The following is a 24,744-nucleotide window of genomic DNA, read 5'->3' as shown; positions in this document are numbered from 1 at the left end:
AAACTAAATAAAGGCTGAAAAACAGGGGGAGCTGTGAAACTGCAGATATGCAGATAGAACCAGTGCCGTTTTATCAGCGAAAAAGGAGAACACAATGAAAACAACAACTGCAAATCCCGTAACTTCTGAGATGTCCCGTTCACGGACCACTTTTATGGTGAAGTTAGCTCTTATGGTTGCCATTATCTTTGTCATGGCATTTTCACCTCTTGGTTATCTGCGTACCCCGGGACTTACCATTACCTTTTTAACTGTGCCTGTTGCTGTAGGCGCCATTATCCTTGGTCCAACAGCCGGCGCCATCTGCGGCGGCGCTTTTGGTCTGACCAGTGCCATTATGGCTCTTACCGGTGGTTCTGCTTTCAGCGCAGCTTTATTACAGATCAACCCATTTGGTCTTTTATTTACTTTATTAGTTCCCCGTATCCTGGAGGGATGGCTGTGCGGCCTGATCTTCGCTGCTCTTAAGAAAGTTTCCAAAAACGGAGCTTTCGTTATTGCAAGCCTTTCCTGCCCGCTGTTAAACACCCTGCTGTTTATGAGTTCCCTGGTACTGTTCTTCTTCCATACAGAATACATCCAGAACATTGCTTCCGGGCTTGGAACTTCCAATCCACTGTTCTTTGTTGTCCTGTTTGTAGGTATTCAGGGTGCTATTGAAGCTGTTGTATGCACCATTCTTGGAAGTGCTGTTTCCAGAGCACTGACAGCTGCTTTAAAGAAATAACTTAATTTAACATGAAAATACGATTTCCCGGGCAGTTTTGTCCGGGAAAAATATTATAAAGATGTATAAGGAGATTTGTTTATTATGAAATTATTTCCGCCTTTGAAAGAGATTTCTATTACCGAAATTGAAGGGCTCCGCATAGGAAATGCCCAGGACTTAAATGCCATGACTGGTGTCACTGTGCTTCGTTTTGATGAGGGAGCCAAGGCCGGCTGCGATATCAGCGGCGGTGGTCCGGCTTCCAGGGAAACACCTCTTACTTCTCCTGTTACTGCTGATAATCCCATTAATGCCATTGTATTATCCGGCGGCTCTGCTTTTGGACTGGCTGCCAGTGACGGTGTTATGCGTTATCTGGAGGAACATGGAATTGGCTATGATACCGGCTTTGCAAAAGTACCCTTAGTATGCCAGTCCTGTATTTATGACCTGGGGATCGGCCGGGCAGATGTGCGGCCGGATGCTGCCATGGGATATGCGGCATGTGAAGATGCGGAAAAGAACCATCCGGAAAGCGGTATCACCGGCGCAGGAACAGGCGCCAGTGTTGGAAAGATCTGTGGACGGGAATATGCCACAAAAACAGGTCTTGGAATTTATGCTGTCAGCGCAGGAAGCCTGAAAGTTGCCGCTGTCGTTGTTTTAAATGCCCTGGGTGATATTTATGATCCATCTACCGGCGAAAAGATCGCAGGACCAAAACTTCCTGGTATGGACGGCTTTGCAGACTCCAGAGAAGCACTTTACAAACTGAGCCAGCAGACCGATCTGTTCCGTGCTAAAAATTCCAATACTACCATTGGTGCTATTATCACAAATGGTGATTTCTCCAAGGCTGAATTAAATAAGATCGCTTCCATGACCCGCAGCGCCTATTCACGCTGTATCAACCCGGTAGGAACCATGGCAGACGGCGACTCTATCTACGCTGCTTCCTGCGGCCCAAGAGTGACTGCAGATGTAAATATGACTGGAACTCTGGCTGCTGAAGTAATGGCAGAAGCGATCCAGATCGCTGTAAAAGCTGCGAAATAACCCTTCTAAAACACAAAAACCGCCAGTGGCGGTTTCAAACAAATCTCATATATTTTCCCCCGCCTGCAGATCACAGACGGGGGATATTTTTATACCTTAGTCATCCTCTTCCGGTGCTAATTCCGTTGTCTCATGCTCAGGAGGCATGATCTTAGAAAATACGATAAATCCGATGAAAGCTGCTACCAGGCCAGGAATGATCGGCTGGCTGAACTTAATGCCAAAGAGCACGCCTCCGGAAATATGCTCCAGATAAACAACAACGATTGTTCCTGCAAGCAGGGATGCAATGGTTCCTGCCTTGGAAGCTTTCTTCCAGTAATGTCCCATAACATATGGGAAGAAGGAACCGGCTGCACGTAAGGTAAAGCAGAACATCAGGATAGAAACAATGCTCTGGGTATTAAACAGTGCAATAAACATAGATGCAACGCCTACCAGACACATAACGATCTTTGTTACGTTCATAACAGACTGGCTGGAAGCATCCGGTTTTAATACTGCTTTGTAAATATCATTTGCGAAAATAGATCCGGCACCTAACAGGTCAGAGTCGGAACTGGACATGGTTGCGGAAATGATGCCTGCAAACAGCAGACCGCAGATCAGTGCCGGCATGGTGTTCATAGCCAGTACCGGAAGGGCGTAACGGGCGCCTACAGAAGCAAATTTATCTGCGCTGAACTTGCCCATGTTGATCAGTGCCAGTGTAATGATACCTAAAATAGTAGGAACAAATGCGTAAATAAAGTTTACAAGAGCTGCCAGCCATGCGCCGCCCTTTGCTGCTTTCTCATCTTTTGCAGCATAGAAACGGGATACTGCTTCCTGTCCAACAGAGAAGGTTGCTGTATACATAACAACCAGGGAAATAATGCCAAATACATCATAGCCCTTAAACATGCTCAATGTTCCCGGCTCAATGTTTGCAGTTACGCTGCTCCAGCCACCTGCGTAATTTAATGCGAAAGGAATTGCAATGATCATACCGATGACGATCAGGAATACCTGCACAAAGTCAGTCAGTGTAACACTCCACAAGCCGCCCATAATGGAATAAGCAGTAACTACCACTGCCACGATCACAACTGCCACCTGGTAATCAATATTTAACATGGTGGAAAGGATAACCGCTGAGGCAATAAACTGTCCTGCTGTCAGTCCTACCAAAGGAAGCAGCATGATGATCGCTGTGATCAGACCACATTCCTTGCCATAACGTCTGCGGAAATATTCCGGAACGGTCTTAACAGTAGCCGCACGGAATTTCGGTGCAATAAAACTTAAGATTACAAAGGCAATACCCATGGTGGTAATATACCAGGAAGCACTCAGTCCAAAGCCGGACATACCATTCTGTACAACACCCAGGGAACTGCCACCGCCGATCTCCGTTGCAGCCAGTGTTCCTGCCATTAAAAGGGGACCTAATCGTCTTCCTGCTACCATAAAGTCTGTGTTGCTTGTGATCTTGGTGGAAGAATACCAGCCGATCCATAACATAAACAGAAGATACACGACCACAATAGCCGTTACAATAATGTTAGTTCCCATACACATTACCTCCTATGTACGCCCCCGTATTAAGAGCCGCTTTTTATGTATTTATATTAGCACAATCTTTACTTGTTGAAAATATAAAAATCCTGTTAAATTTTATAAATTAAAAATAAAAAAATACCCCTCTGCAGCCTCTTAACGATCAACTGCAAAGGGATATCTGTTTTTAATTCAAATAGGATTTAGAAAATATTACTTATTGCCTTTCAAGTACTCATCAATACCTCTGGCGCCTGCTTTACCAGCTTCCATTGCAAGGATAACGGTTGCTGCGCCTGTTACAGCGTCGCCGCCTGCGTATACGCCTTCCTTGGTGGTCTTGCCGTTGGTTTCATCAGCGATGATGCATTTCCACTTGTTGGTCTCCAGTCCTTCTGTGGTAGAGGAGATCAGTGGGTTTGGAGAAGTACCAAGGGACATGATAACGGTATCTACGTCGATGGTGTAATCAGAACCTTCTACCTCTACTGGTCTGCGGCGTCCGGAAGCATCTGGCTCGCCCAGTTCCATCTTACGTACTACCATGCCGGTTACCCAGTCATTTTCATCAGTTAAGATTTCTACAGGGTTGGTCAGAAGGTCGAAGATAACGCCTTCTTCTTTTGCATGATGAACTTCCTCAGCACGGGCTGGAAGCTCTGCTTCACTTCTTCTGTATACAACATGTACTTCTGCGCCCAGACGAAGAGCGGTTCTTGCAGCATCCATTGCTACGTTTCCGCCGCCTACGATGGCAACTTTCTTGCCTAAGTAGATCGGGGTGTCATAGTCATCGCGGAATGCCTTCATCAGGTTGCTTCTGGTCAGGTACTCATTTGCGGATAATACGCCGTTTGCGTTCTCACCAGGGATACCCATGAACTTAGGAAGTCCGGCACCGGAACCGATAAATACAGCCTTGAAGCCTTCCTCTTCCATCAGTTCGTCAATGGTAACGGACTTGCCGATGATAACGTCTGTTTCGATCTTAACGCCTAATTTCTTAACGTTCTCTACTTCCGGACGTACAACTCTGGTCTTTGGAAGACGGAACTCAGGAATACCATAAGTAAGAACGCCGCCTGGCTCATGAAGTGCCTCGAAAATGGTTACTTCGTAGCCCAGTTTTGCAAGATCTCCTGCACAGGTCAGACCGGAAGGACCGGAACCGATCACAGCTACCTTGATACCATTGGTGGTCTCTGGCTTAGCCGGTACAACGCCGTTCTCTCTGGACCAGTCTGCTACGAAACGCTCCAGTTTACCGATGGAAATAGGATCGCCCTTAAAGCCGCGGATACATTTTCCTTCACACTGGCTCTCCTGTGGACAAACACGTCCGCAGACTGCTGGCAGTGCACTGGACTCAGCGATAGTTGCTGCTGCGTCTTTGAACTTGCCTTCTTTTACTTCTGAAATGAATTTTGGAATGTTGATAGATACAGGGCAGCCCTTAACGCACTGTGCGTTCTTGCAGTTTAAGCAGCGGGTTGCTTCTTCCTGTGCTTCTTCCTGGTTATATCCAAGACATACTTCCTCAAAATTAGTAGCTCTTACCTTTGGATCCTGTTCTCTTACAGGTACTCTCTTTAATACGTCCATTATTCTTCACCTCCGCAGTTTCCGCATCCGCCGTGATGTGTCTTGCCTTCCTGGAATTTCAGGATCGCACGGCCTTCTTCTGTCTTATACATCTGCTGACGTTTCATAGCCTGGTCGAAATCTACCAGATGTCCGTCAAACTCAGGTCCGTCTACACATGCGAACTTCACTTCACCGCCTACAGAAACACGGCATGCTCCACACATACCAGTTCCATCTACCATGATCGGGTTCAGGCTGACGATAGTTGGAATTCCCAGTTCCTTGGTCAGCTTACATACGAATTTCATCATGATCATTGGTCCGATGGCAACACATACATCGTACTTTTTACCCTGATTTTCAACCAGGTCTTTGATAACCTCAGTTACCATGCCCTTACGCTCGTAAGAACCATCATCTGTAGTTACGTACAGATTTCCTGCAACTGCTTTTAACTTATCTTCCAGAATTAAAAGACTCTTGGTCTTGGAACCTTCAATTACATCTACATCAATGCCATGTTCATGCATCCACTTAACCTGCGGGTAAACAGGAGCAGAACCAACACCACCTGCTACGAACAGGTATTTTCTCTTCTTAACTTCTTCTAAGTCTTCTTTTACAAACTCAGATGGCTGTCCTAAAGGACCTACGAAATCCTGGAAATAATCTCCGGCTTTCAGTTCTGCCATACGCATGGTAGAAGCACCTACGATCTGGAATACGATGGTTACCAGACCCTTCTCACGGTCGAAATCGCAGATAGTAAGGGGAATTCTCTCTCCTACTTCATCCATCTTAACGATAACGAATTCTCCTGGCTGACAGGCTCTTGCTACACGGGGTGCTTCCACATCCATCAGATAGATCTTGTCTGCCAGACATTCTGCATTTACAATCTTGTACATGTTTTCCCTCCTAAAATGTTTTATGTCCAGTGGACATTATTTTTTCTATTATAGACCAGGCAGATCACTCTATCCTGATGCTGTAACCTTTTTCCCAGGTCTCCCATGCTTTTAAGCTCTGGATGCCCTGTCTTTCTTTTAACTCTCCGGTAAAATTCTTTGAGTCACATACTCCATACCATGGTTCAAGACATACAAAGGGGTGTGTCTTTTCTATGGTCCAGACTCCTACAAAAGGAAATCCGTCGCATAATACTGTAACATATGGCTTTCCATCTGTCAAAAGTCCTACACTGCTGATCTGCTCATGATCGAACATATAAGTCAGTGCTGTATCGAAAAATCCTGGTGTTACAGGAACTTTTCCATCTGTAAGTTTCAGATCACCCTGAAGAGAACGGTCCTCATATCCCTCTGCATTAGGAGCCTGATAATGAAGACTGTCCTGATGTTCCCCTGCTTTTACCCCTTCTTTGTTAAATACAAGGGTATAATCGTAAATGTTCTTTCCTTCCGGAACCTGAAATGCCGGATGACCACCGATCATAAACAGCATTTCTTTTCCATTTAAGTTGGTCACTTTCCAGGACGTTTCAATGGTACGTCCTTTTAAACGGTGTGTGATCTCCAGTTCAAAATGGAACGGATATTTTTCCATTGTCTCCGGCGTGTCTTTTAATACGTATGTACACTCATCCATATCGCAAAGGACCGGCTCAAAGTCCATATCTCTTGCAAATCCATGAGAAGAAATATTGTATTCCTTTCCCTCATAGCGGTATTTTCCATTTACAGATTTGGCAATAAATGGAAAAAGGATAGGTGAATGACGGTTCCATACTGCCGGGTCTGCGCTCCACAGGATCTCCCTGTCTGCTTTTTTATCATAGATCCTGGAAAGCTGAGAACCATGACGCTCAACCATGATCAGAAGTTCTTCGTTTTCCAGTGTAAACACGCTGCCGTCACTTTTCATGTTTTTCTCCCCCCAATATCAAATTTTTACATCAGACCTGCTTTCTTACAAAAATTTCCGGTGTATAACACAGACTGAAATAAGTCTGTTCTTCTCCTTCTTCCACCATCTCCCATTCCTGGGATTTCCATAAATTTACAGGAAACTTTACATCTGCATCATATTCATAATCAATATGAGTCAGATAAACGGTATTGCAATAAGGCAGGAACTGTCGGAAAATGCTTTCTCCGCCGATCACATATATATCCTCAGAAGAAAACTGTTTTAAATATTCCAGTGCTTCATCAATATTGTGACATACAACAGCGCCTTTTATCTTATAGGCCGGATTTTCTGAAAGTACCACATTGACGCGGTTTCCAAGAGGCTGTCCACCGGGAAGTCCTTCCAGAGTCTTTCGTCCCATGACCACTACTTTGCCCTGAGTCTCTTTTAAGAAACTCTGCTGCATAGCCGGAATCGTCACTAAGGGCTGTGCTCCTCTGCCAATAGCCCCATTGTTATCAGCTGTTACAAGAAATTTCATCCATTCTGCCTTTCGTAGATCCTGAATTCATAGTCCATTGCAGGCTGTTCGCCTTCTGGTTCATTGGTATATCTGTCACTGACAGATGTTAACTTCCAGCCTGCCTGCTTTTCTAAATCCGGCAGATAGGTATCTGCCTCAAATGTATGGTAAACGTGGGTAATATACGCTTTTTCACACCATGGCAGGAAGGCTTTGTAGATCATGCCACCGCCAATGATGAAAACATCTTCTTTGGGATATTCCTTTAATTTTTCAAGTGTCTCTTCTACGCTGTGGCAGATGACCACACCTTCCGGCACAAAATCCTTATTTCCGGTAAGGACAATGTTCACACGGTTCTTTAATGGCTTTCCCCCTGGAAAACTTTCCAGAGTCTTTCGTCCCATGACTACTATTTTTCCTTTTGTAGTCTCACGGAAATATTTCATGTCACCGGAAATATGGGCTAAAAGTCCGCCATTTTTTCCAATTCCCCAGTTTTCATCTGCTGCTGCGATCAAATTCATGTCCAAACCCCTTGTTTATATTTTAACTACCAGAAGAATTATAACACGTAGTTTTTAAAATTGGAAGATACCAATACCTTTTAGATACCTTTTGCTGAAATTTGTTACAGTTTTGCTGTACTGCATGTCTGAGATTTGCTATACTAGGTAATGGACCGTCTGCGTAAGCAGACAACAGAGCGCGCCCGCGCGTGTCCATAAGTCTATATTCTATGCCATCGCAAAAGGAGACACAAAACCACATGAGTTACGCAGATCAGCTTTTTATACAAAATTGCAAAGACATTCTTACAAACGGAGTCTGGGATACTGACCATGAAGTGCGCCCTGTATGGGAAGACGGCACTCCGGCTCACACCATTAAAAAATTCGGCATTGTAAACCGATACGACTTAAGAAAAGAGTTTCCGGTGATCACACTGCGCCGCACTTATTTTAAATCCGCAGTGGATGAGCTGCTGTGGATCTGGCAGAAAAAGTCCAACAATGTACATGACTTAAAGAGCCATATCTGGGACTCCTGGGCTGATGAGACCGGCAGTATCGGAAAAGCCTACGGATACCAGCTGGGCGTGAAGCATCATTATAAAGAAGGGGATTTCGACCAGGTAGACCGTATCCTTTATGATTTAAAGCACAATCCTTTAAGCCGCCGCATTATGTCCAATATCTACAATCACCATGATTTAAGCGAAATGCACCTGTATCCATGTGCCTACAGCATGACCTTTAATGTATCCGGCGATACCTTAAACGGTATCTTAAACCAGCGTTCCCAGGATATGCTTACTGCAAACAGCTGGAATGTATGCCAGTACGCAGTCCTGATGCACATGTTCGCTCAGGCAAGCGGCTTAAAAGTAGGAGAACTGGTCCATGTGATCGCAGACGCCCATATTTATGACCGCCACATTCCTATGGTAGAAGAACTTCTGAAAAAAGAGCCTTTGCCGGGACCAACTTTATGGGTCGATCCGGAGGTAAAAGATTTCTACCAGTTTACAACAGACAGCTTCAAGCTGGAAAATTACCAGTATCATCCGTTTGATCATAAAGTTCCTGTAGCGATCTGATCAGCAATTTAAAAATACGCCGTTAGGCTTACAGTCTAAAACCGCCCTGCCATCTTTTACATTCAGATGACAGGGCGGTTTTCTGGTTTTCTATTATCGTTACTGTTTAACCATTACATCTTACTATCCCAACTGGATTGCTTTTCTTAATCCAAAGGAATAGATCCATTTTTCTTTTACTTTCTTTCCTGTGAGCTGGGTCAGGGCTCTTCCATAGTAATCTAACTGCACCTGATACCGTTCTTTTAACAGTTCTTCTCCTTTTTGTGTATCTTCTTTGGGTACATAATCTGTTTTGTAGTCAATGAGGATAAATCCATCGGCTTCTTCTATATAAGCGTCGATCACTCCCTGGATCAGCACCAGTTCCTCAGACTGCAGCCCTTTTCCCATTTCACTGGCAGGGATACCTACCATAAACTGGCGCTCCCTGTAAAGTTTTCCTTCCTTTTCAGCCTGTTTCATCCGCTTACCCAGAGGACTTTCCAGAAATTTCCATATATCCCATGGAAAGATGGACTCATAGGCTTCTTCTGTAAGAAAGCCTCGCTGAAACAGGTCTAACAGATCCCCTTCCAGTTTTCTCTGGTCTGTAACAGCAAGCAGATCCAGACATTCTAAGGCACGGTGATAAGCCGTTCCTCTGAATGCACCTTTCTTTCCAGTTTCTGTCTGTTTTTTGCCATCTTCTGCTTCACTGCTTTCCGGTTCCATTTCATGTTCGTGGTCCAGTCTGACTTCGGACAGGTCCTTTCGTTCTGTTCCGATATTTTCTTCTTCACGCCCGATCTGACTCTGTTTTTTCAGTTCCGACACGGACATCTGTGTATACAGGCCTGTATCTTCCAGATAAGGATACTCATAACTTAGCGCCTGATCCAGCTGCTCTTTCATCTGTTCATCGTAAACCTGTTTTGTATCCAGTTTTAACAACTCTTCTTTTACATTTTTCTTTTCCAGCTGCCGCTGCAGTTCTCTGCCGATCAGATGGGTAAGCTGCACCTGTTTTACTTCCATATGTCCAGCGGGAACTGCTGCTTTTGCCATAAGCACCCAGTCTAAAAATGAATTTGCCCCGGACAGGACTGTATAGGGGATCTGTCCATCTGTTAAGGAGAGCTGATCCCATTTTTCCAGTTTATTTTCTAGGGAACGGTCTGTTCCTGTCATGACCAGCACTTCCTTTGCACGGGTCATGGCAACATAAAGAACTCTCAACTCTTCTCCCATAGACTCCAGTTCCATCCGCCGTCTGATGGCCATTTTTTTAAGAGTAGGCGCCTTGGTGCGCAGGTTCAGATCCATTTCATCTGCAGCTGCCCCCAGATCTGCATCTAAAAGCAGCTGGCCATAGGCATCCTGCTTGTTAAATTTCTTTCCCATTCCGGCTAAAAATACAACTGGAAATTCCAGACCCTTACTTTTGTGGATACTCATGATCCGCACAGAATTGCTTTCATCTCCTAAAGAGGCTTCTCCAAAGTCTGTATCATATTTTTTCAGCTTTTCAATGTATCTTACAAAATGAAATAAGCCTCTGTAGCTGGTGGAAGCATAGGCTGCCGCTTTTTCTGCCAGCATATCCAGATTGGCCTTTCTTGTCTCTCCTGCCGGCATGGAGGACACATAATCATAATATCCTGTTTTCCGGTAGATCTGATAAAGAAGCTCATGGACAGGCAGATACCGGCTGTCCTGGCGCAGTTCTTCTGTAAAAGCTGCAAAATATTCCAGTTTTTTCCAGATAGATTTAGCGGTTGCTTTCGGGATCTCTACCTGGCCGATCCGGATCTGCTCTGTTTCCGGATCTTTCTTTTCATCTTCATCCGGATTTTCATCAGAAACAGCCTGTGGATAGATCTCCTCCCACAATTTCCAGGCACCATATACCCCACGGTCCTGTTTTTTCTGGAGATACCGTTTATAGGCAGCGATCATCCATGCCATTTCATCATCCGTCATCCCGACCATAGGGGAGCGCAAAACAGCTGCCATAGGAATATCCTGCATAGGATTATCGATCACAGACAGAAGGCTGAGTACGGTTTCCACTTCCGCTGTTGCAAAATATCCGGTCCTTGTCTGGGCAGTTGCCGGTATTCCTTCATTCATCAGAACATTTACAAAGACCTCAGACCAGCCACTCATACTGCGCAGCAGGATCACCATATCCTTATAGCAGGCTTTTCTGTAACTCTGCCCGTCCTTATCCCACACATACAGACCGTTTTTTTCATCTGTAAAGCTTTTGATCTGTTCTGCGATCATTTTTGCTTCCAGTTCCCTGGCTGTATAATCTGCTGCCTCTTCGTCTAGCTGCTTAAAAGCTTCTGTTCCCGTATCTGCCACAAGAAACTGGACCGGGATCCCCGCTTTTTTCTCTGTCTCTTCAAACGCAGCTCCCGGATAAAGGGCCGTTTCTTCTGTATAACGGATGCCTCCCAGATTTTTCGTCATGATCTGATAGAAAATATCATTGATACAGGTAAGTACACTGGCACGGCTGCGGAAGTTCTGCTGCAGCTCGATCATCTGATGACTGCTTTCTTCCCTGCTGTAAGTATCATATTTTTCCATAAATAACTCCGGCCTTGCCAGACGGAAACGGTAGATACTCTGTTTTACATCACCGACCATAAATACATTTGGCTGGCCCAGCCGTTCCCTGGAAATACTCTGGATCAATGTCTCCTGTACCAGATTGCTGTCCTGATACTCATCTACCAGTATTTCTTCGTATTGTCCGCTTAACTCCCCGGCTGCCTGTGAAGGAACCCGGGTCCCATCTTCCTCTTCTACTGTAAGCACCTGCAGCGTAAGATGTTCCAGGTCATTAAAATCCAGCACATTCCGCTCTCTTTTTGCTTCTGTGTAGGCTGCGTCAAAACGCTTTACCATATCTAAAAGAACCTGGATTACAATTCTGGTATTTCTGATCCCCTCTATTGCTGCTTCCGGTGACTGGCTTCCATAGGTATCCCTGCATTTTTCTGCCGCTTTTTTCACCCTGATGCGCAGATCACTTACATAGGCCTTTTTCTCCGGATCGATTTCCTTGCTTCTGGCTGCTGCCAGACGGTCAAAGGTCAGTTCTGATACTGCATGATAAAAAGCCTCATAAGAGCCGGAAGCTGCTGCTTCCCTGATCTTTTTTAACCGGCTCACATCATTCATCAGCATCGGTTCATAGACAAAAGGACCATTTTCTTCCCTTGCCACCTCCAGGGCTTCTTCTGCCTGGGCAGCCAGTTCTCCCATCTGAAGGCTGATATCCCTTAAAAGAAATCTCATCCACTCACTGGAGTCCAGATCCCCCTCTGCTTCTTTTTCCATCTGCTGTCTGCACTGATCTAACCACTGGTCCGGCCAGGGATGGCTCTGGGAAAAGGTCCATGCCTGAAGGATCACATCTTCCATTGCCTTATCTGATTTTCCACTTCCAAACTGCTCCGAAAACTGTAAAAAGCCGTCATCTGCAGTTTCGTAACATTCTTCTAAGACCTGCTCCATTACATCCCCTTTTAAAAGAGTCAGTTCTCCTTCATCTCCAATGCGGAAAGCCGGGTCAATATCCAGTGCATTATAATGGTTCCGGATCAGATCCAGGCAGAAACTGTCAATGGTCATGATCTTTGCCTGGGGGATCAGGGCTGACTGAAGCCACAGGTGCTCATTTCCAGGATCTTCTTTCAGCTTTTTTTCCACAGCTGCCCCGATCCGCTCCCGCATCTCAGAAGCTGCCGCATTGGTAAAAGTCATAACAAGAAGCTGGTCAATATTTAAAGGATGGGTTCCTTCACTGATCATGGAAATGATCCTTTCAACCAGCACCGCTGTTTTTCCGCTTCCTGCTGCTGCAGATACCAGCAGGTTTCTGTTTCTGCTGTCTATAACCTGCTGCTGTTTTTCTGTCCATTTCATCTTTTATTCATCCCCTTCCCCGTTTTTATCTTCCTTCATGCCACCCTTTTCCTCGATTTCCTGCCATACTTCCTCCGGCTTCATAGAGTGAAGCCGCCTGAAACCATAGCCCGCCGTTTTCGTATCAAAACCGCAGACTGCATGGTACGGGCAGTAATCACAGGCCGTTCTGTCTCCGTCTTTATAAGGTGCCAGTCCATTTTCACCTTTTAAAATAGCCTGTCCGGACTGTTTTAACCGTTTTCCCACAAATCGGCGAAGAGCCTGGAAACGTGCTTCTCCTGCCACACTGGATTTTGCTTCCTGTACATAACCGTCTTTTACAGCAACGGGTATTACGTCTGACTCCTTCTGGATCTCACGATCCAGGTGATGGATCACCTCCAGATCGCTGTTTACCAGTCCGTTCATACGAAGCTGCTTTAAGATCTGTTTTTCGATCTCCTCCGGTGTCATTTCCCCTTCTTTTTTGATCATGGGGTCTTTGATATTGTAATAGAAAATTCCTGCCGGAACTGCGGTTTTTTCCGGATTTTTCCGTTCTTCCATTTCCAGGGCCGCATCCATATATACCACCAGCTGAAGCTGCAGGCCATAGTACAGTGCTGCCAGATCAAAGGAGGTATTTCCTGATTTATAGTCAATGATCTTTACATACACATGTTTTTCATCTTCACAGAGATCCAGACGGTCGATCCGGCCCTTTAACAGCAGTTCTTCATCCTCTGACAGGCGGATCTTCATTGCCTTTAAATTGTCAATAGCAGAAAAGGACACTTCAAAACCGGAGGGCACAAAATCCCCTTTCTTCACCTGCTCTGCCAGCGCCCAGATGGTACGGTCGGTAATCCGCTCCACACGCTTTGCCAGATAAGTATTTCTGGCAGAACTGGACATAATGGTATTTCCGTACTGGGATGTCACCTGGTCCACACATTTTTTCACCAGTTCTTTTCGTTCTTCTTCTGTAATATTGCTCCAGTCCATCCCATTTTCATGGATCACCTCAAAACACTGGTCTAAGGACTGGTGGAACAGATTTCCCATATCCACTGCCTCTAACTGGTACTCCTGACGTTCCATTAATTCCAGACCGTATTTCAAGAAATGAGCATAGGCGCAGGCAGCAAACTGCTCTAACCTGGTAACACTTCCCTGAAGTTTCTGTCCGTAAAGGGCTCTGGCTGCCGCACGGCCGATTCCCTTATCTTCATAAACAAAAAAGGCTGCATCTGTCAGTTTTTCTACCAGTTTCCTGTACTCTTCCTGTCCATAAAAACGACGGAACAATTCCAGAAAGGTTCCCTGGGCTTCTTTTAACTGTTCCAGATTTTTATCTCCTGCTTCCCGCAGTCCTGCCATCAGCTTTTTTAAACCATCTTCCGCTGTCCATACCGGCCATTCCTCTTCCCGCTTTTCCCTTGGCACCATTTCCGGGAACAGTCTGCGGATCTCCCCGATCAGACTGGAAGGATGGCAGCTTTTGCCCTGACCATTCATAGCCGCATAGGTGATCACCAGCTGCCTGGAAGGCTTGGAAAGCATGAGATACAGATAGAATTTCTGGATACAGCCCTCTTCCCTTGCAGTAGGTGCAAGTTCCATATGAAGGCTCTTAAACACTTCTCTGTCCCCGTCATTTAACAGGCTTCCTCCCGCCTTTCTCTGAGGAACAATGCCTTCGTTCACACCTGTGAAAAATAATACTTTTACAGACTCCAGACGGCTTCGGGTAATATCTCCGATCATCACCTGGTCTGCTGTTGCAGGAAGGACACCGATCTTGATCTCTTCAAAACCTGCATCCAGGATCTGGATATAATTTTTCATATCCGCCTTTTCGTCCCCTAAAAGGCCCTCTAACCGTTCTAACAGCTCCATGACCCGCTCATAGACCTGGCTGTATTCTCTGGCCCGGTTCTCATCTCCCGGTTCCTTCCGCTCCAGAAAATAGTTGCTGAAACTTTCCAGCTTTTCTTCCAGCTTCATGCTTTCAAGGACCTGGCGCAAAACCGTGGTAACAGAAGAAATGGTGGCATTTTCCTCTTTAAAAGCCTGGCGCAGGACCTTTAAAGGTTCTAACATCCACTGACGGTACTGGTTCAGTTCTTCCAGACTCAGCCGTTCCCCGCCTCTGCATGGCTTTTCCCAGGTCATATCCCAGTTTTTCCAGCCTTTGATCCCCAGGGCTCTTGCATAGTTTTCCATCCGGTCTGTAAGAACCTGTGCTTCCTCCCTGGAATAGGTTTCATCATAGACAAAACCTGTTTTCAGATAACGGAAAATGCTTTCGTAAGAAGCATCTTTTACACCATCTAACGCAGCCCTTATAAGCTCGATAAAAGGATTTTCCAGAATACTCTTTTTATCATCCAGAAAATACGGGATCCCTGCCTCATCAAACCGGTGGGCGATCTCTTTTCCATAAGAAGCCAGATCTCCTGTGACTACTGCCAGATCCCGGTAGCGCATGCCTTCCTTCTGCACTTTTTCATTAATGCAGCTGCACACATATTCCGTCTCTTCTGCCGGATTTTTTCCCCGGAAGATCTGAATGTCCTGAGGATCATTTTTCCATATTTTCCCATTATAACGGTATAAATTCTGCTCCAAAAAATCCAGCTGGGGGCTTTCCTTAAAACGCCAGGCCGGGCGGTTATCACACCATACTTCCTTTAAAACAGGAATATGATGTTCCTCTGCCATTTTTCTCAGCCTGCATACAGTATGCCGTCCCATGTAAAATAAATGCTGCATGGTACATTCTTTATAAAGCATTTCCCTTGGATCTGCAGTAACACAGCAGATCACCTCCCTGCTGTGGATCATAAACAGTTCTGCAAGACGGTACTGCACCGGCGTAAAACCGGTATAACCATCCAAAAGGATCACGCTGTTTTTTAAAGGTTCCCACTGTGGCAGTTTTCTGCACAGAATATCCAGGATCTCTTCTGCCGTAATATAATGAGACTCAATATAATCTTTAAATCCCCCATAAACCGTCTTCAGATCCCTCAGTTTATCTTTTAACAGCACACGGTCTGTTTCTTCCTCTACCATTGCCAGGTCTTCTACGCTTACCCCGTACTGACAAAGCTCCGAGATCTGGGATTTTAACTGGTTGATAAAGCCTGGCTGTTCCAGATGGCCTCCGTACAGTTTCAGTTCTTTTTTCAGTTTTCCCGCTACCTTTCGGATGACCATGGATTTTCCCATATCATCTAAAACCTGGGGCAGCTGTACTCCCAGATCTTCAAAAACCCTGTATGCAAGACGTTTAAAGCTTAAAACATCAATATTAAGAAGTCCATGTCTGGGGTGTAAGCGCACCAGTTCTTTCTGGGTCTGCATGGTATACTGTTCCGGCACAATAAAAAGATACTGTATGTCCGGATGTTCTTCGGACTCTTTTATCACCTTTTCGTAAAGATACCTTGTTTTTCCGGAGCCGCTGCCCCCTGCAATAAACTGCAATGACATATTTTCACCTTTCCTTTCATATGCTGTAACAAATTCTACCAGAGGTCCTGATCATGAGCTCCAAGACAAAAATCGTAGTGCTGCGGATGAAAGAAGTGATCTACACTGCCATTTTCGTAGGTCTGGCCATCCTTCTTCTCATCCTGTGCTTTATTATGTTCCGTCCTGAAAAAAAGGCCGATCCTTCTGCCAGCACGTACATACCCGGCAAATACAGTGCCAGCCTCACTCTTGGAAATGAACATGTAAATGTGGAAGTCACTGTAGACGCTGACCAGATCCTGGATGTAAGCCTGGTCCATTTAAACGAAGCAGTTTCAACCATGTACCCTTTAATGCAGCCTTCTATGAATGAACTTGCGCCCCAGATCTTAAACACCCAGTCTACCAAAGACCTTACGTTCCCTGAGTCTTCCCGTTATACCTGTATGACACTTTTAAAAGCAGTAGACAATGCCCTTGAAAAAGCCAGGGAATAAGAAAAACCGGCACAAACCTATCCAAAATCTGCAAAAAGGCCGCCGCAAAGATCTTCTTCCTCTTGCGGCAGCCTTTTTCTCATCATTCCTTTTCTTCCGGTCCATCCCCATACAGTCCTGCAAACAGTTCTGCCGGCACATAGGCCGTTACTTTGATCCCCTCTTCTGTATATTCTTCTGAAAGCAGCTGTCCATATTTGCGGATGGTCTGCAGCTTTCCTGCCTGGGAATAAGAATAGGTCTTTTCCAGATAAACTCTCCTGCTGCGGATGATATTACCCAGTATCTCCTCTAATTCTTTTAAACCATCCCCGTTTTTAGCAGAAATACGCACCTGGTAATCTGCGGAGAAATCCCTTGGAATCGGCAGGCCGCTTTCTTCTAAACGGTCTGTTTTATTAAACACAGTAACGATGGTCTTATCTGTGATCCCCAGTTCCCGCAAAGTTTCTTTTACAACATGCATATGCATATCCATCTGGGGATTGGAACAGTCCACTACATGAAGGACGATATCACTGTAGCGTGCCTCTTCCAGGGTACTTTTAAATGCTTCTACCAGATGGTGGGGCAGTTTGTTGATAAAACCAACGGTATCTGTAAGAAGGATCTGCTGTCCGTCTCCCAGTGTAAAACTGCGGGTCGTTGGGTCCAGCGTAGCAAAAAGTTTATCCTCTGCCAGGATCCCCGCTCCAGTAAGACGATTTAACAACGTGGACTTTCCTGCATTGGTATAGCCTACGATCGCAGCTGTCAACGCATGGTCTTTTCCACGTTGCTGTCTGGTCACTTCCCGGTGGCGTTTTACATCTTCCAGCTCTTTCTTTAACTGACCAATGCGCTGGTGAATAAGACGGCGGTCTGTTTCCAGTTTTTTCTCACCAGGTCCTCTTGTACCGATACCGCCTCCCAGTCTGGAAAGAGAGGAACGCATTCCCACCAGACGGATGGCACGGTATTTTAACTGGGCCAGTTCTACCTGGATCTTGCCTTCCCTTGTATTGGCTCTGGCTGCAAAGATATCCAGGATGACCATGGTACGGTCCATCACCTTTGTATCCAGTATATCTTCCAGATTTTTGAGCTGTGCAGGGGAAAGTTCATCGTCACAGATCACGCCTGTAGCCCCTGTTTCGTAAAGCATCTCCCGCAGTTCCTGCAGTTTTCCTTTTCCCAGATAGGTTCCCGGATGAACGCTTTCCCGGTTCTGGATCACACGGCCTACAGTCTTTGCCCCGGCTGTATCTGCCAGTTCTTTTAACTCATCTAAAGAGCGTTCTGCCATATCTGTTTCACTGGTACTTACTGCTGCCAGTATTACCCGTTCTTCCAGTTCCTTTAAATCAATCACCGGTGTATTATTCCTCCTGTCTGGTCTTTAAAAAGTCGATCTCATGCCGGGCGTCTTCATCATCCCCAAATACCTTGATATAAGTCTCAAATTCTGCCTGTGCCTGACGGTACTGCTGTCTGTATTCCAGGCAGACTGCCTTGTTATAAGCCAGTTCTTTTAAAAGTGTAAGTCCCTGGGTATCTTCTTTCGGGATCGCAGCAGCTGCCTGATCCAGTTCTGCCCCGGTTCCTGCTTTATATCCGGTGATCAGGGCATTATATCCCTTGTCAAACGTATCAGCAGCTGTTTCATAATCCTCTTCAGCCATCTGGCATAGACCCAGCTGATTATAAATCCTGCTTTCCAGTTTTTCTCCCGTTTTTCCACTGTTTAATGCCTCTTCATAAAGACTTTTTGCTGTTTCAGAGTCCTGTGCCTTTACGCAGGCAGAACCTGCAGCAATCAGTGCCTCTTCATATCCCGGTGAACGGACGCCTTCTTTTTCCATTCCCAGTGCTTCTCTGTAATAAGAAACTGCCTGATCCTTGTCCTCTAACTTTCCTGCGCAGACCGCCTTCATATACAGGCTGGAGATCTTATCTCCGCCCTGCTCTGCTACCAGGTCATAGGTGTGGGAAGCTGCCTCATAGTCTGCCAGAAACATTTCCGCTTCTGCCCGGTACCACAACACATCTGCATTAAATGCAGAGGCTTTATTTGACTTGTTTCCTGCCTTTTCAAGAGCCTGGTCAAAATCAGCCACAGCGCCTTCTAAGTCACCGGAATTTAATTTTTCAATTCCCTCTTTTCTCAGCTGTGTCTTTCCGGGACCGGCAAATCTTTCCACCAGTTTTCCAACGCCAAATACCAGAAGGACCACTAAAAGGATACAGCAAAGTCCAATAAGAACATTTTTCAGGCGCCTGTTCCTTCTGCGCCTTCTAAGGGTACTGGATCTGCTCCTTCCACTGGAATATCTTCCTCTCCCTGCGCTTCTCCTGCTTCTGTTTACAGGTCTGTTTCCCATATTACTAACCTCTTTTACTGTCTGTACTGCCAAAACCGCCGTTTCTCTGTTCGCTGCAGTCATCATCTTCTGTAATTCCAAATGGGAAGAAAATTCCCTGGGCAAATCCTGCACCTTCTGACAGTTCTACGGTCTTGTCTTCCTTTGTATCATTGGTCAGTTTGATAAAAATATGACCCTCATTATCAGAGAAGAAATAGTCACTGTCAATGATGCCAACTGTATTATTTAACTGCAGACGGTACTTAAATCCAAGGCTGCTTCTTGGGAATACAGCAAGTACCCAGCCCTCATTCATCTCTGCACGGATGCCTGTAGGGATCTTAACGATCTCACCCGGACGGATGGTCACAGCTACCGGTGTATAAAAATCATAACCTGCGGATCCTGCAGTTGCCCTTGCAGGCAGACGGATCCCTTCATAAATTCTTTTGATCTCTTCTGTTTCAATGGGACCGAAGGTATCTTTCCAGTCACCTTCAAACTGTTCATAACTTACTTTATGAAATTTTGCAATTCTTTCCATGTGTGTGTTTACTCCTGTCTTTCTATGCTGCTTTTCTTCTTTTCATTACTCCTGGTAAAGACGGACCTCTCCTGCGCGAAGGGATGCTTTTACATCGATCACACGCTGGTTGGCACTGCCTTTCCAGTGAAGATTATTGTCTTTTTCTTCGATCTTAAATTTCCCGTCTACGATCACATCTATATTGGAAAGAAATGACAGATGGCAGATCTCTTCCCATTCATAACCGGTATACAGCCAGATGGTCTTATCTGGAAATTTTTCCCGGATCTCTTTTGCAAGTGCCCCGATCTCTTCCCTGTTTTCCAGATGAAAGGGATCGCCGCCGCTGAAAGTCACACCGGAAACATAGTCTTTTTTCAGTTCTTCAAATAATTCTTCTTTTGCCTGCTCATCAAAAACCAGTCCGCCATTAATATCCCATGTAACAGGATTATGGCACTGAGGACAATGATGGCTGCAGCCTGCCACCCAAAGCACAGTCCGCAGCCCTTCTCCATTGAGCATATCGTCTTTCGTTATGTTATGGTAACGCATATCTTACTTCTCCAGTTCTGAGGTACAATGTGGACACCGAACTGCCTTAATAGGAATCATGCTCTTGCAATATGGGCATTCTTTCTCTGTAGGCGCTTTTGGTGCTTCCGAAGCCTTTCCAATTTTTTCCAGTTTATTGATCGCCTTGATGACCATAAATACAACAAAAGCCATCAGCAAGAAATTGATCGCCTGGGTGATAAAAGAACCATAATTAATGGTAGCTGTCACTTCATTGGCTGCTGCCAGTGTTGGATATTTGTTGCCGTCTAAGGCAATAAACATGTTGGAAAAATCGATCTTTCCAGTGAAAATACTTAATACCGGCATAAAAATATCATTTACAAGGGAATTAACGATTGATGTAAATGCACTGCCAATGATCATACCTACGGCCAGATCGATCATGTTGCCCTTTAATGCAAACGCTTTGAATTCTTCCAAAAACTTTTTCATCTGTCCCGCCTCCATTTTCATTTACAGTAATGCTGTTGGTATCAGTCTATCATAATCCAGGGGATTTTTCCACTTGATTTTCCTGTATGTGCTCTGTATGCACTATTTAATGCATAATTTATACACTCTTTTTCAAGCTAATGTTTTTTGTGTTACTGGGATAAAATACTAATATAATCGTACTTGACAGAAGGAGAAGCTATGAGTTTTGAACTGGACCGCATAGAGGAGCTGTGTAATGACCGTGGTTGGAGCCATTACCGCCTTGCAAAGGAAATGGATATTTCCCCAAACAGCATAGGAAATCTTTTCCGCCGCACCACTGTGCCCAGTATTCCTACACTCCGCCATATATGCCAGGTATTCGGTATCTCCATGGGAGAGTTTTACAGTACAGACGGCAGCCAGACGATCTTAAACAAGCAACAGAAATATGTACTTGACCTTTATAACCAGCTTGGTCCGTCTAATAAGATCCGGGCAGAATCTTATCTGGAAGGATTGGCTGACGGGTCTTATCGGAAGAAAAGGAATAAAAAAGAGAAAGAAAAAGACAGCCGATGATTTTGTCGGGCTGTCTTTTTCTTGTGTACTTTTGTTCGTGTACGGTCCACTCGCAAACACGCGCTAGCGTGCTCTACTGTCTGCTATCGCAAACGGATCGTTCGTTAGACTCGCAAACACGCGCTACCGCGCTCCACCGCCTGCTATCGCAGGCAGTTTGCTCGTTGATGACGCAAGAAAAACAAATGCCGCCTTTTCGGCGGCGCTTGTTTTTCTTCTGCGTTCATCACATGCTTACTCTCTCTGCGATCTCGGCCATTTTGGATTCGTTTAGTCTTGTATCGCCTTTGACCCTTGAATAACTTAAATATCCGTTCATTCTGTCGATCTTCGTCAGGTTTTTGCTGCCGCAGGCCGGGCAGACATCCATTTCCAGTTCTTCGTGGCCGCAGTCATCACAGTAAGCCAGTGACAGGTTTACGCCTTCGTAAAATCCCATTCTCATGGCTCTGCGCACCAGGGTGCGGATGGCTTCTTTATTGTAGCTGATGGGGTATTTTACATACTGGATCTTGCCGCCGTTGCTTAACTCCCAGAAACGGTATTCCAGATCCTGTTTTTCAATCGGGGTGATATCTTCGGTTACGTGGCAGTGGAAGCCGTTGCTTACATACTCTCTGTCAGATACATTTTCAATAATGCCGTATTTTTTACGGAACTGCTTTACCTGCAGGCCGCAAAGGTTCTCTGCCGGTGTTGCATAGATGGCATAGAGATTGCCGTCTTCTTCTTTAAACTCATCGATCTTTTTATTGATATGCTCCAATACTTCCAGTGCAAACTGACCGTCTTCTACTAAAGACTTCTTATTATACAGCTGCTGCAGCTCATTAAACGCTGTAATACCAAAGGAAGCAGTAGCAGTTTTTAATAATGGTTTTATTTTGTCGTGAAGACCTAAATGGCCGCCGTAAAATCCGCCTTCACAGTATGCCAGCGGATTGGTAGAAGCTTTCATCTCACCTAAGTATGCATAGGTACGGATATGGATCCTTCTGATCAGTTCCAGATAGTAATCTAAAACCTCATAAAAATCACGGTTTTCCTGTCTTGCCTTTGCCAGAATCATAGGAAGATGAAGGCTGACTACACCGATATTAAAACGTCCTTCAAATACGGGCTCGTCTTTGTCATCTGCCGGATGCATGCCCCCTCTTTCATACCACGGTGACAGGAACGCACGACAGCCCATTGGAGAGATGATCTTTCCGTATTTTTTGTACATGCTGGCAATATAGCCTTCTCCTGTAAGGGAAAGCCAGTCCGGATACATGGTCTTGCTGGAGCAGTCAATACCTGCCTCAAATACATCCTCTAACTCACCGCCTGGTCCGTGAAGCTTTTCATCATAGAGAAATACCACTTTCGGGAACAGTACCGGCTTTTTGTGGCCTGCTTTTCCCTGTCCGCCTTTTCGCACTTTTAACATGGTCATGGTCGCCATTTTTGCAAAGCGGCTGGTTCCTGTACCTGCAGTCATTGTGATAAACGGATAGTCACCGCGGCTGGAAGAAACGGAGTTAAACTTGTATTCCCATCCCTGAAATCCCTGTTCCATATCTCTCTGTACATCTGCCCAGGCAACTTCTTCTACTTTTTCTTCCGGCAATCCCAATTTTCTGTACTTTTCAAGATATTTTGCATAAGACTTTTCTGCATAAGGCGCCAGGATATTCTCCACACTTGGCACTGTAAAACCGCCATACTGCTGGCTGGCTGCACTTAAAACAATATCACCGATCACGTCAAAGGCTACATCCAGTGTTTTCGGCTCATTGTACCACAGATTTCCCATTTCAAAACCGCCGGTAAGCACAGATTTTACATCAAAGAGACAGCAGTTCATAGTATCTCTTCTGGCAGACATATCGTGAATGTAGATATAACCTTCCCTGCACGCCTGCAGTTCTTCTACTGTCATAAAAAACTTCTGATAAAGGGATTTATTCAGCTCATTAAAGATCAGACTGCGCTTGGTGGAAACCAGAGCACTGTCTGTATTGCTGTTTTCCTTATCTCCAATGTACATAATGGACTGGCTTTTCTTGTATACATCATCCAGCATCCGCACAAAATCCTGCTTATAATTGCGGTAGTCCCGGTAACTTTTTGCAACCAGCGGATTGACCTTTTCCAGCGCTCCTTCTACAATGTTGTGCATCTGAGCGATGGGGATCAGTTCCTGGTCCATCTCCTCTGCCTTTTCTTCCACAAATTCACAGATAAAATTCCGCTCTGCCCTTGAAAATGTGATCATGGCTCTCTCTGCTGACTTGCTGATAGCAGAAAGCACCTTCTGCACATTAAAATCTTCCCTGGTACCGTCTTTTTTTACAACCTTTATCTTACTGCAGTCCATTCTTTCACCTTTCCTGTCTGTTTTTTTGCTTGTATACTATATATTGTGTTTCATTTATCTTTTATATACTATATATCTTTTCTCGCGTATGTTATCGTATCATGCCTGTTTCCGTCCGTCAAGACCCACGTTTTCACTATTTTCTTGAAAATAATAACTATAAAAGATATAATGTAAGGAGCAAACCGTCTGCGATAGCAGACAGTGGAGCGCGATAGCGCGGGGTTTGTGAGTTTACTGAGCAAAACAAAAAACGAGTAAGGAGACAACATGCTGATCACCTATCTGACTGCTACCGCCTGTGCAGTTGCTGCCATATGCCTTGGCAGATCAGAATATGAAAAGAAGGCTCTGTCTGTGGAGGAAATGAACCTTTATAGTGACAAAGTATCCAAAGACCGTACCTTTATTTTTCTGTCCGATCTCCATGAAAACACCTTTGGACCGGACAATGAAAAACTGATCCGGGCTATTGATAAAATACGGCCGGATGCTATCTTAAACGGCGGCGATCTTATTGTCACAAAAGGAAAACATGCAAAGACCAGGCATGCCCTTTCCCTTATAAAAGAACTTGCCACCCGCTATCCTGTTTACTGCGGGGAAGGAAACCATGAAAACCGGATCGACTGGGAGCCGGAAACTTATGGTGTATCCGGAAGCCAATACCGGAAGGAATTAAAAAAAGCAGGGGCTATCTGCCTGAAAGACCAGTCTGCCTTATTTGACCATGAGATAGAAATAACAGGACTGGATCTGGATCATCCATTTTATGGAAAAGCATTGTTCCATCCTCTTCCTTCCATGCCTTCTGATTACATAGAAAAAAAAGCTGGAAAAGCGGACCCGGATCATTTTCAGATCCTGTTAGCCCACTCTCCTTTATATTTCGATGCCTGTGCAAAATGGGGCGCTGATCTTACCCTGTCAGGCCATTTTCACGGAGGGACCATACGGCTTCCCGGACTTGGCGGTGTTATGACCCCTCAATATCAGTTTTTCCTTCCCTGGTGCGCCGGGATCTTTGAAAAACAGGGGCATTACATGGCAGTAAGCCGCGGTCTTGGAACCCATTCCATCAACATACGTTTAAACAACCGGCCACAGCTTTTAGTGATCCGCATCTGTCACCCAAAAGAGGGAAGCTGTGCAAAGCCCACCCTGAAAAGGATATTATAA

General features: G+C 45.2%; 20 protein-coding genes. 6 read left to right on the top strand and 14 right to left on the bottom strand.

Translation table 11 applies throughout. From position 1 onward, the window contains the following. Positions 1 to 94: 94 nt before the first annotated feature. The gene (locus DW251_RS06750; protein ID WP_021871291.1) at positions 95 to 727 is read left to right on the top strand and encodes an ECF transporter S component; all 633 of its coding nucleotides are present in this window, start codon (positions 95 to 97) and stop codon (positions 725 to 727) included. Between the two features lie 84 nt (positions 728 to 811). Continuing rightward, entirely contained in the window at positions 812 to 1,765 is a 954-nt protein-coding gene (locus DW251_RS06745) for a P1 family peptidase (protein ID WP_021871292.1), read from the top strand. Between the two features lie 96 nt (positions 1,766 to 1,861). Here DW251_RS06745 and DW251_RS06740 read toward each other — a convergent pair whose 3' ends face one another. From DW251_RS06740 to DW251_RS06715, 6 genes are all read right to left on the bottom strand, one after another. Next, a complete protein-coding gene (locus DW251_RS06740) occupies positions 1,862 to 3,319 on the bottom strand; it encodes a sodium:solute symporter family protein (RefSeq protein ID WP_021871293.1) in 1,458 nt (485 codons plus the stop codon). 198 nt (positions 3,320 to 3,517) lie between these two features. Continuing rightward, complete coding sequence (gene gltA / locus DW251_RS06735; RefSeq protein WP_118300535.1) at positions 3,518 to 4,906, bottom strand: NADPH-dependent glutamate synthase; 1,389 nt, start codon at positions 4,904 to 4,906, stop codon at positions 3,518 to 3,520. Then, positions 4,906 to 5,796 carry a sulfide/dihydroorotate dehydrogenase-like FAD/NAD-binding protein gene (locus tag DW251_RS06730; RefSeq protein WP_021871295.1) on the bottom strand — a complete coding sequence of 297 codons (891 nt, stop codon included), beginning with the start codon at positions 5,794 to 5,796 and terminating at the stop codon, positions 4,906 to 4,908. The genes gltA and DW251_RS06730 overlap by 1 nt, the downstream gene beginning before the upstream one ends. 64 nt (positions 5,797 to 5,860) lie before the next feature. Beyond that, complete coding sequence (locus DW251_RS06725) at positions 5,861 to 6,772, bottom strand: aldose 1-epimerase family protein (protein ID WP_021871296.1); 912 nt, start codon at positions 6,770 to 6,772, stop codon at positions 5,861 to 5,863. A 31-nt stretch (positions 6,773 to 6,803) separates the two neighbouring features. Then, positions 6,804 to 7,301: a dihydrofolate reductase gene (locus DW251_RS06720; protein ID WP_021871297.1), complete on the bottom strand. Its 498-nt coding sequence runs from the start codon at positions 7,299 to 7,301 to the stop codon at positions 6,804 to 6,806. Beyond that, positions 7,298 to 7,810, bottom strand: coding sequence for a dihydrofolate reductase (locus DW251_RS06715; protein ID WP_021871298.1), 513 nt, complete (start codon positions 7,808 to 7,810; stop codon positions 7,298 to 7,300). The genes DW251_RS06720 and DW251_RS06715 overlap by 4 nt, the downstream gene beginning before the upstream one ends. A gap of 242 nt (positions 7,811 to 8,052) precedes the next feature. Here DW251_RS06715 and thyA point away from each other — a divergent pair, with 242 nt between their 5' ends. Then, complete coding sequence (gene thyA, locus DW251_RS06710; protein WP_021871299.1) at positions 8,053 to 8,883, top strand: thymidylate synthase; 831 nt, start codon at positions 8,053 to 8,055, stop codon at positions 8,881 to 8,883. A 123-nt stretch (positions 8,884 to 9,006) separates the two neighbouring features. Here the strand turns inward: thyA and addA are convergent, their stop codons facing one another. Together addA and addB are read right to left on the bottom strand one after the other, a co-directional pair. Further along, on the bottom strand, positions 9,007 to 12,804 hold the full coding sequence (addA, locus tag DW251_RS06705) for a helicase-exonuclease AddAB subunit AddA (protein ID WP_118300534.1): 3,798 nt from the start codon (positions 12,802 to 12,804) through the stop codon (positions 9,007 to 9,009). 3 nt (positions 12,805 to 12,807) lie between these two features. Then, on the bottom strand, positions 12,808 to 16,284 hold the full coding sequence (gene addB, locus DW251_RS06700; RefSeq protein WP_118300533.1) for a helicase-exonuclease AddAB subunit AddB: 3,477 nt from the start codon (positions 16,282 to 16,284) through the stop codon (positions 12,808 to 12,810). A gap of 53 nt (positions 16,285 to 16,337) precedes the next feature. On the opposite strand from addB, the gene DW251_RS06695 reads away from it, so the two are divergent. Beyond that, entirely contained in the window at positions 16,338 to 16,763 is a 426-nt protein-coding gene (locus tag DW251_RS06695) for a hypothetical protein (protein ID WP_118300532.1), read from the top strand. A gap of 82 nt (positions 16,764 to 16,845) precedes the next feature. On the opposite strand, the gene hflX is transcribed toward DW251_RS06695, so the two are convergent. The 5 genes from hflX to mscL are packed head-to-tail and all read right to left on the bottom strand — an operon-like array spanning position 16,846 to position 20,642. After that, the gene (hflX, locus tag DW251_RS06690) at positions 16,846 to 18,114 is read right to left on the bottom strand and encodes a GTPase HflX (RefSeq protein WP_118300531.1); all 1,269 of its coding nucleotides are present in this window, start codon (positions 18,112 to 18,114) and stop codon (positions 16,846 to 16,848) included. 7 nt (positions 18,115 to 18,121) lie between these two features. After that, positions 18,122 to 19,123, bottom strand: coding sequence for a tetratricopeptide repeat protein (locus tag DW251_RS06685; protein WP_182433588.1), 1,002 nt, complete (start codon positions 19,121 to 19,123; stop codon positions 18,122 to 18,124). A gap of 4 nt (positions 19,124 to 19,127) precedes the next feature. Continuing rightward, the gene (locus DW251_RS06680) at positions 19,128 to 19,649 is read right to left on the bottom strand and encodes a dUTP diphosphatase (RefSeq protein WP_021871305.1); all 522 of its coding nucleotides are present in this window, start codon (positions 19,647 to 19,649) and stop codon (positions 19,128 to 19,130) included. Between the two features lie 45 nt (positions 19,650 to 19,694). Then, positions 19,695 to 20,186, bottom strand: a complete 492-nt coding sequence (nrdG, locus tag DW251_RS06675; RefSeq protein ID WP_118300529.1) for an anaerobic ribonucleoside-triphosphate reductase activating protein — start codon at positions 20,184 to 20,186, stop codon at positions 19,695 to 19,697. Between the two features lie 3 nt (positions 20,187 to 20,189). Then, entirely contained in the window at positions 20,190 to 20,642 is a 453-nt protein-coding gene (mscL, locus tag DW251_RS06670) for a large conductance mechanosensitive channel protein MscL (protein WP_021871307.1), read from the bottom strand. Positions 20,643 to 20,843: 201 nt separating this feature from the next. Here mscL and DW251_RS06665 point away from each other — a divergent pair, with 201 nt between their 5' ends. Continuing rightward, positions 20,844 to 21,206, top strand: a complete 363-nt coding sequence (locus tag DW251_RS06665; protein ID WP_021871308.1) for a helix-turn-helix transcriptional regulator — start codon at positions 20,844 to 20,846, stop codon at positions 21,204 to 21,206. A gap of 226 nt (positions 21,207 to 21,432) precedes the next feature. Here DW251_RS06665 and nrdD read toward each other — a convergent pair whose 3' ends face one another. Further along, the gene (nrdD, locus tag DW251_RS06660; protein ID WP_021871309.1) at positions 21,433 to 23,565 is read right to left on the bottom strand and encodes an anaerobic ribonucleoside-triphosphate reductase; all 2,133 of its coding nucleotides are present in this window, start codon (positions 23,563 to 23,565) and stop codon (positions 21,433 to 21,435) included. 270 nt (positions 23,566 to 23,835) lie between these two features. On the opposite strand from nrdD, the gene DW251_RS06655 reads away from it, so the two are divergent. Next, complete coding sequence (locus tag DW251_RS06655; protein ID WP_021871310.1) at positions 23,836 to 24,744, top strand: metallophosphoesterase; 909 nt, start codon at positions 23,836 to 23,838, stop codon at positions 24,742 to 24,744.

Origin of the sequence: Clostridium sp. AM22-11AC (assembly GCF_003473545.1) — a bacterium.
In the GTDB taxonomy this organism is placed as follows: Bacteria; Bacillota; Clostridia; order Lachnospirales; family Lachnospiraceae; genus Enterocloster.
This window is presented reverse-complemented; position numbering and strand designations above follow the sequence as displayed.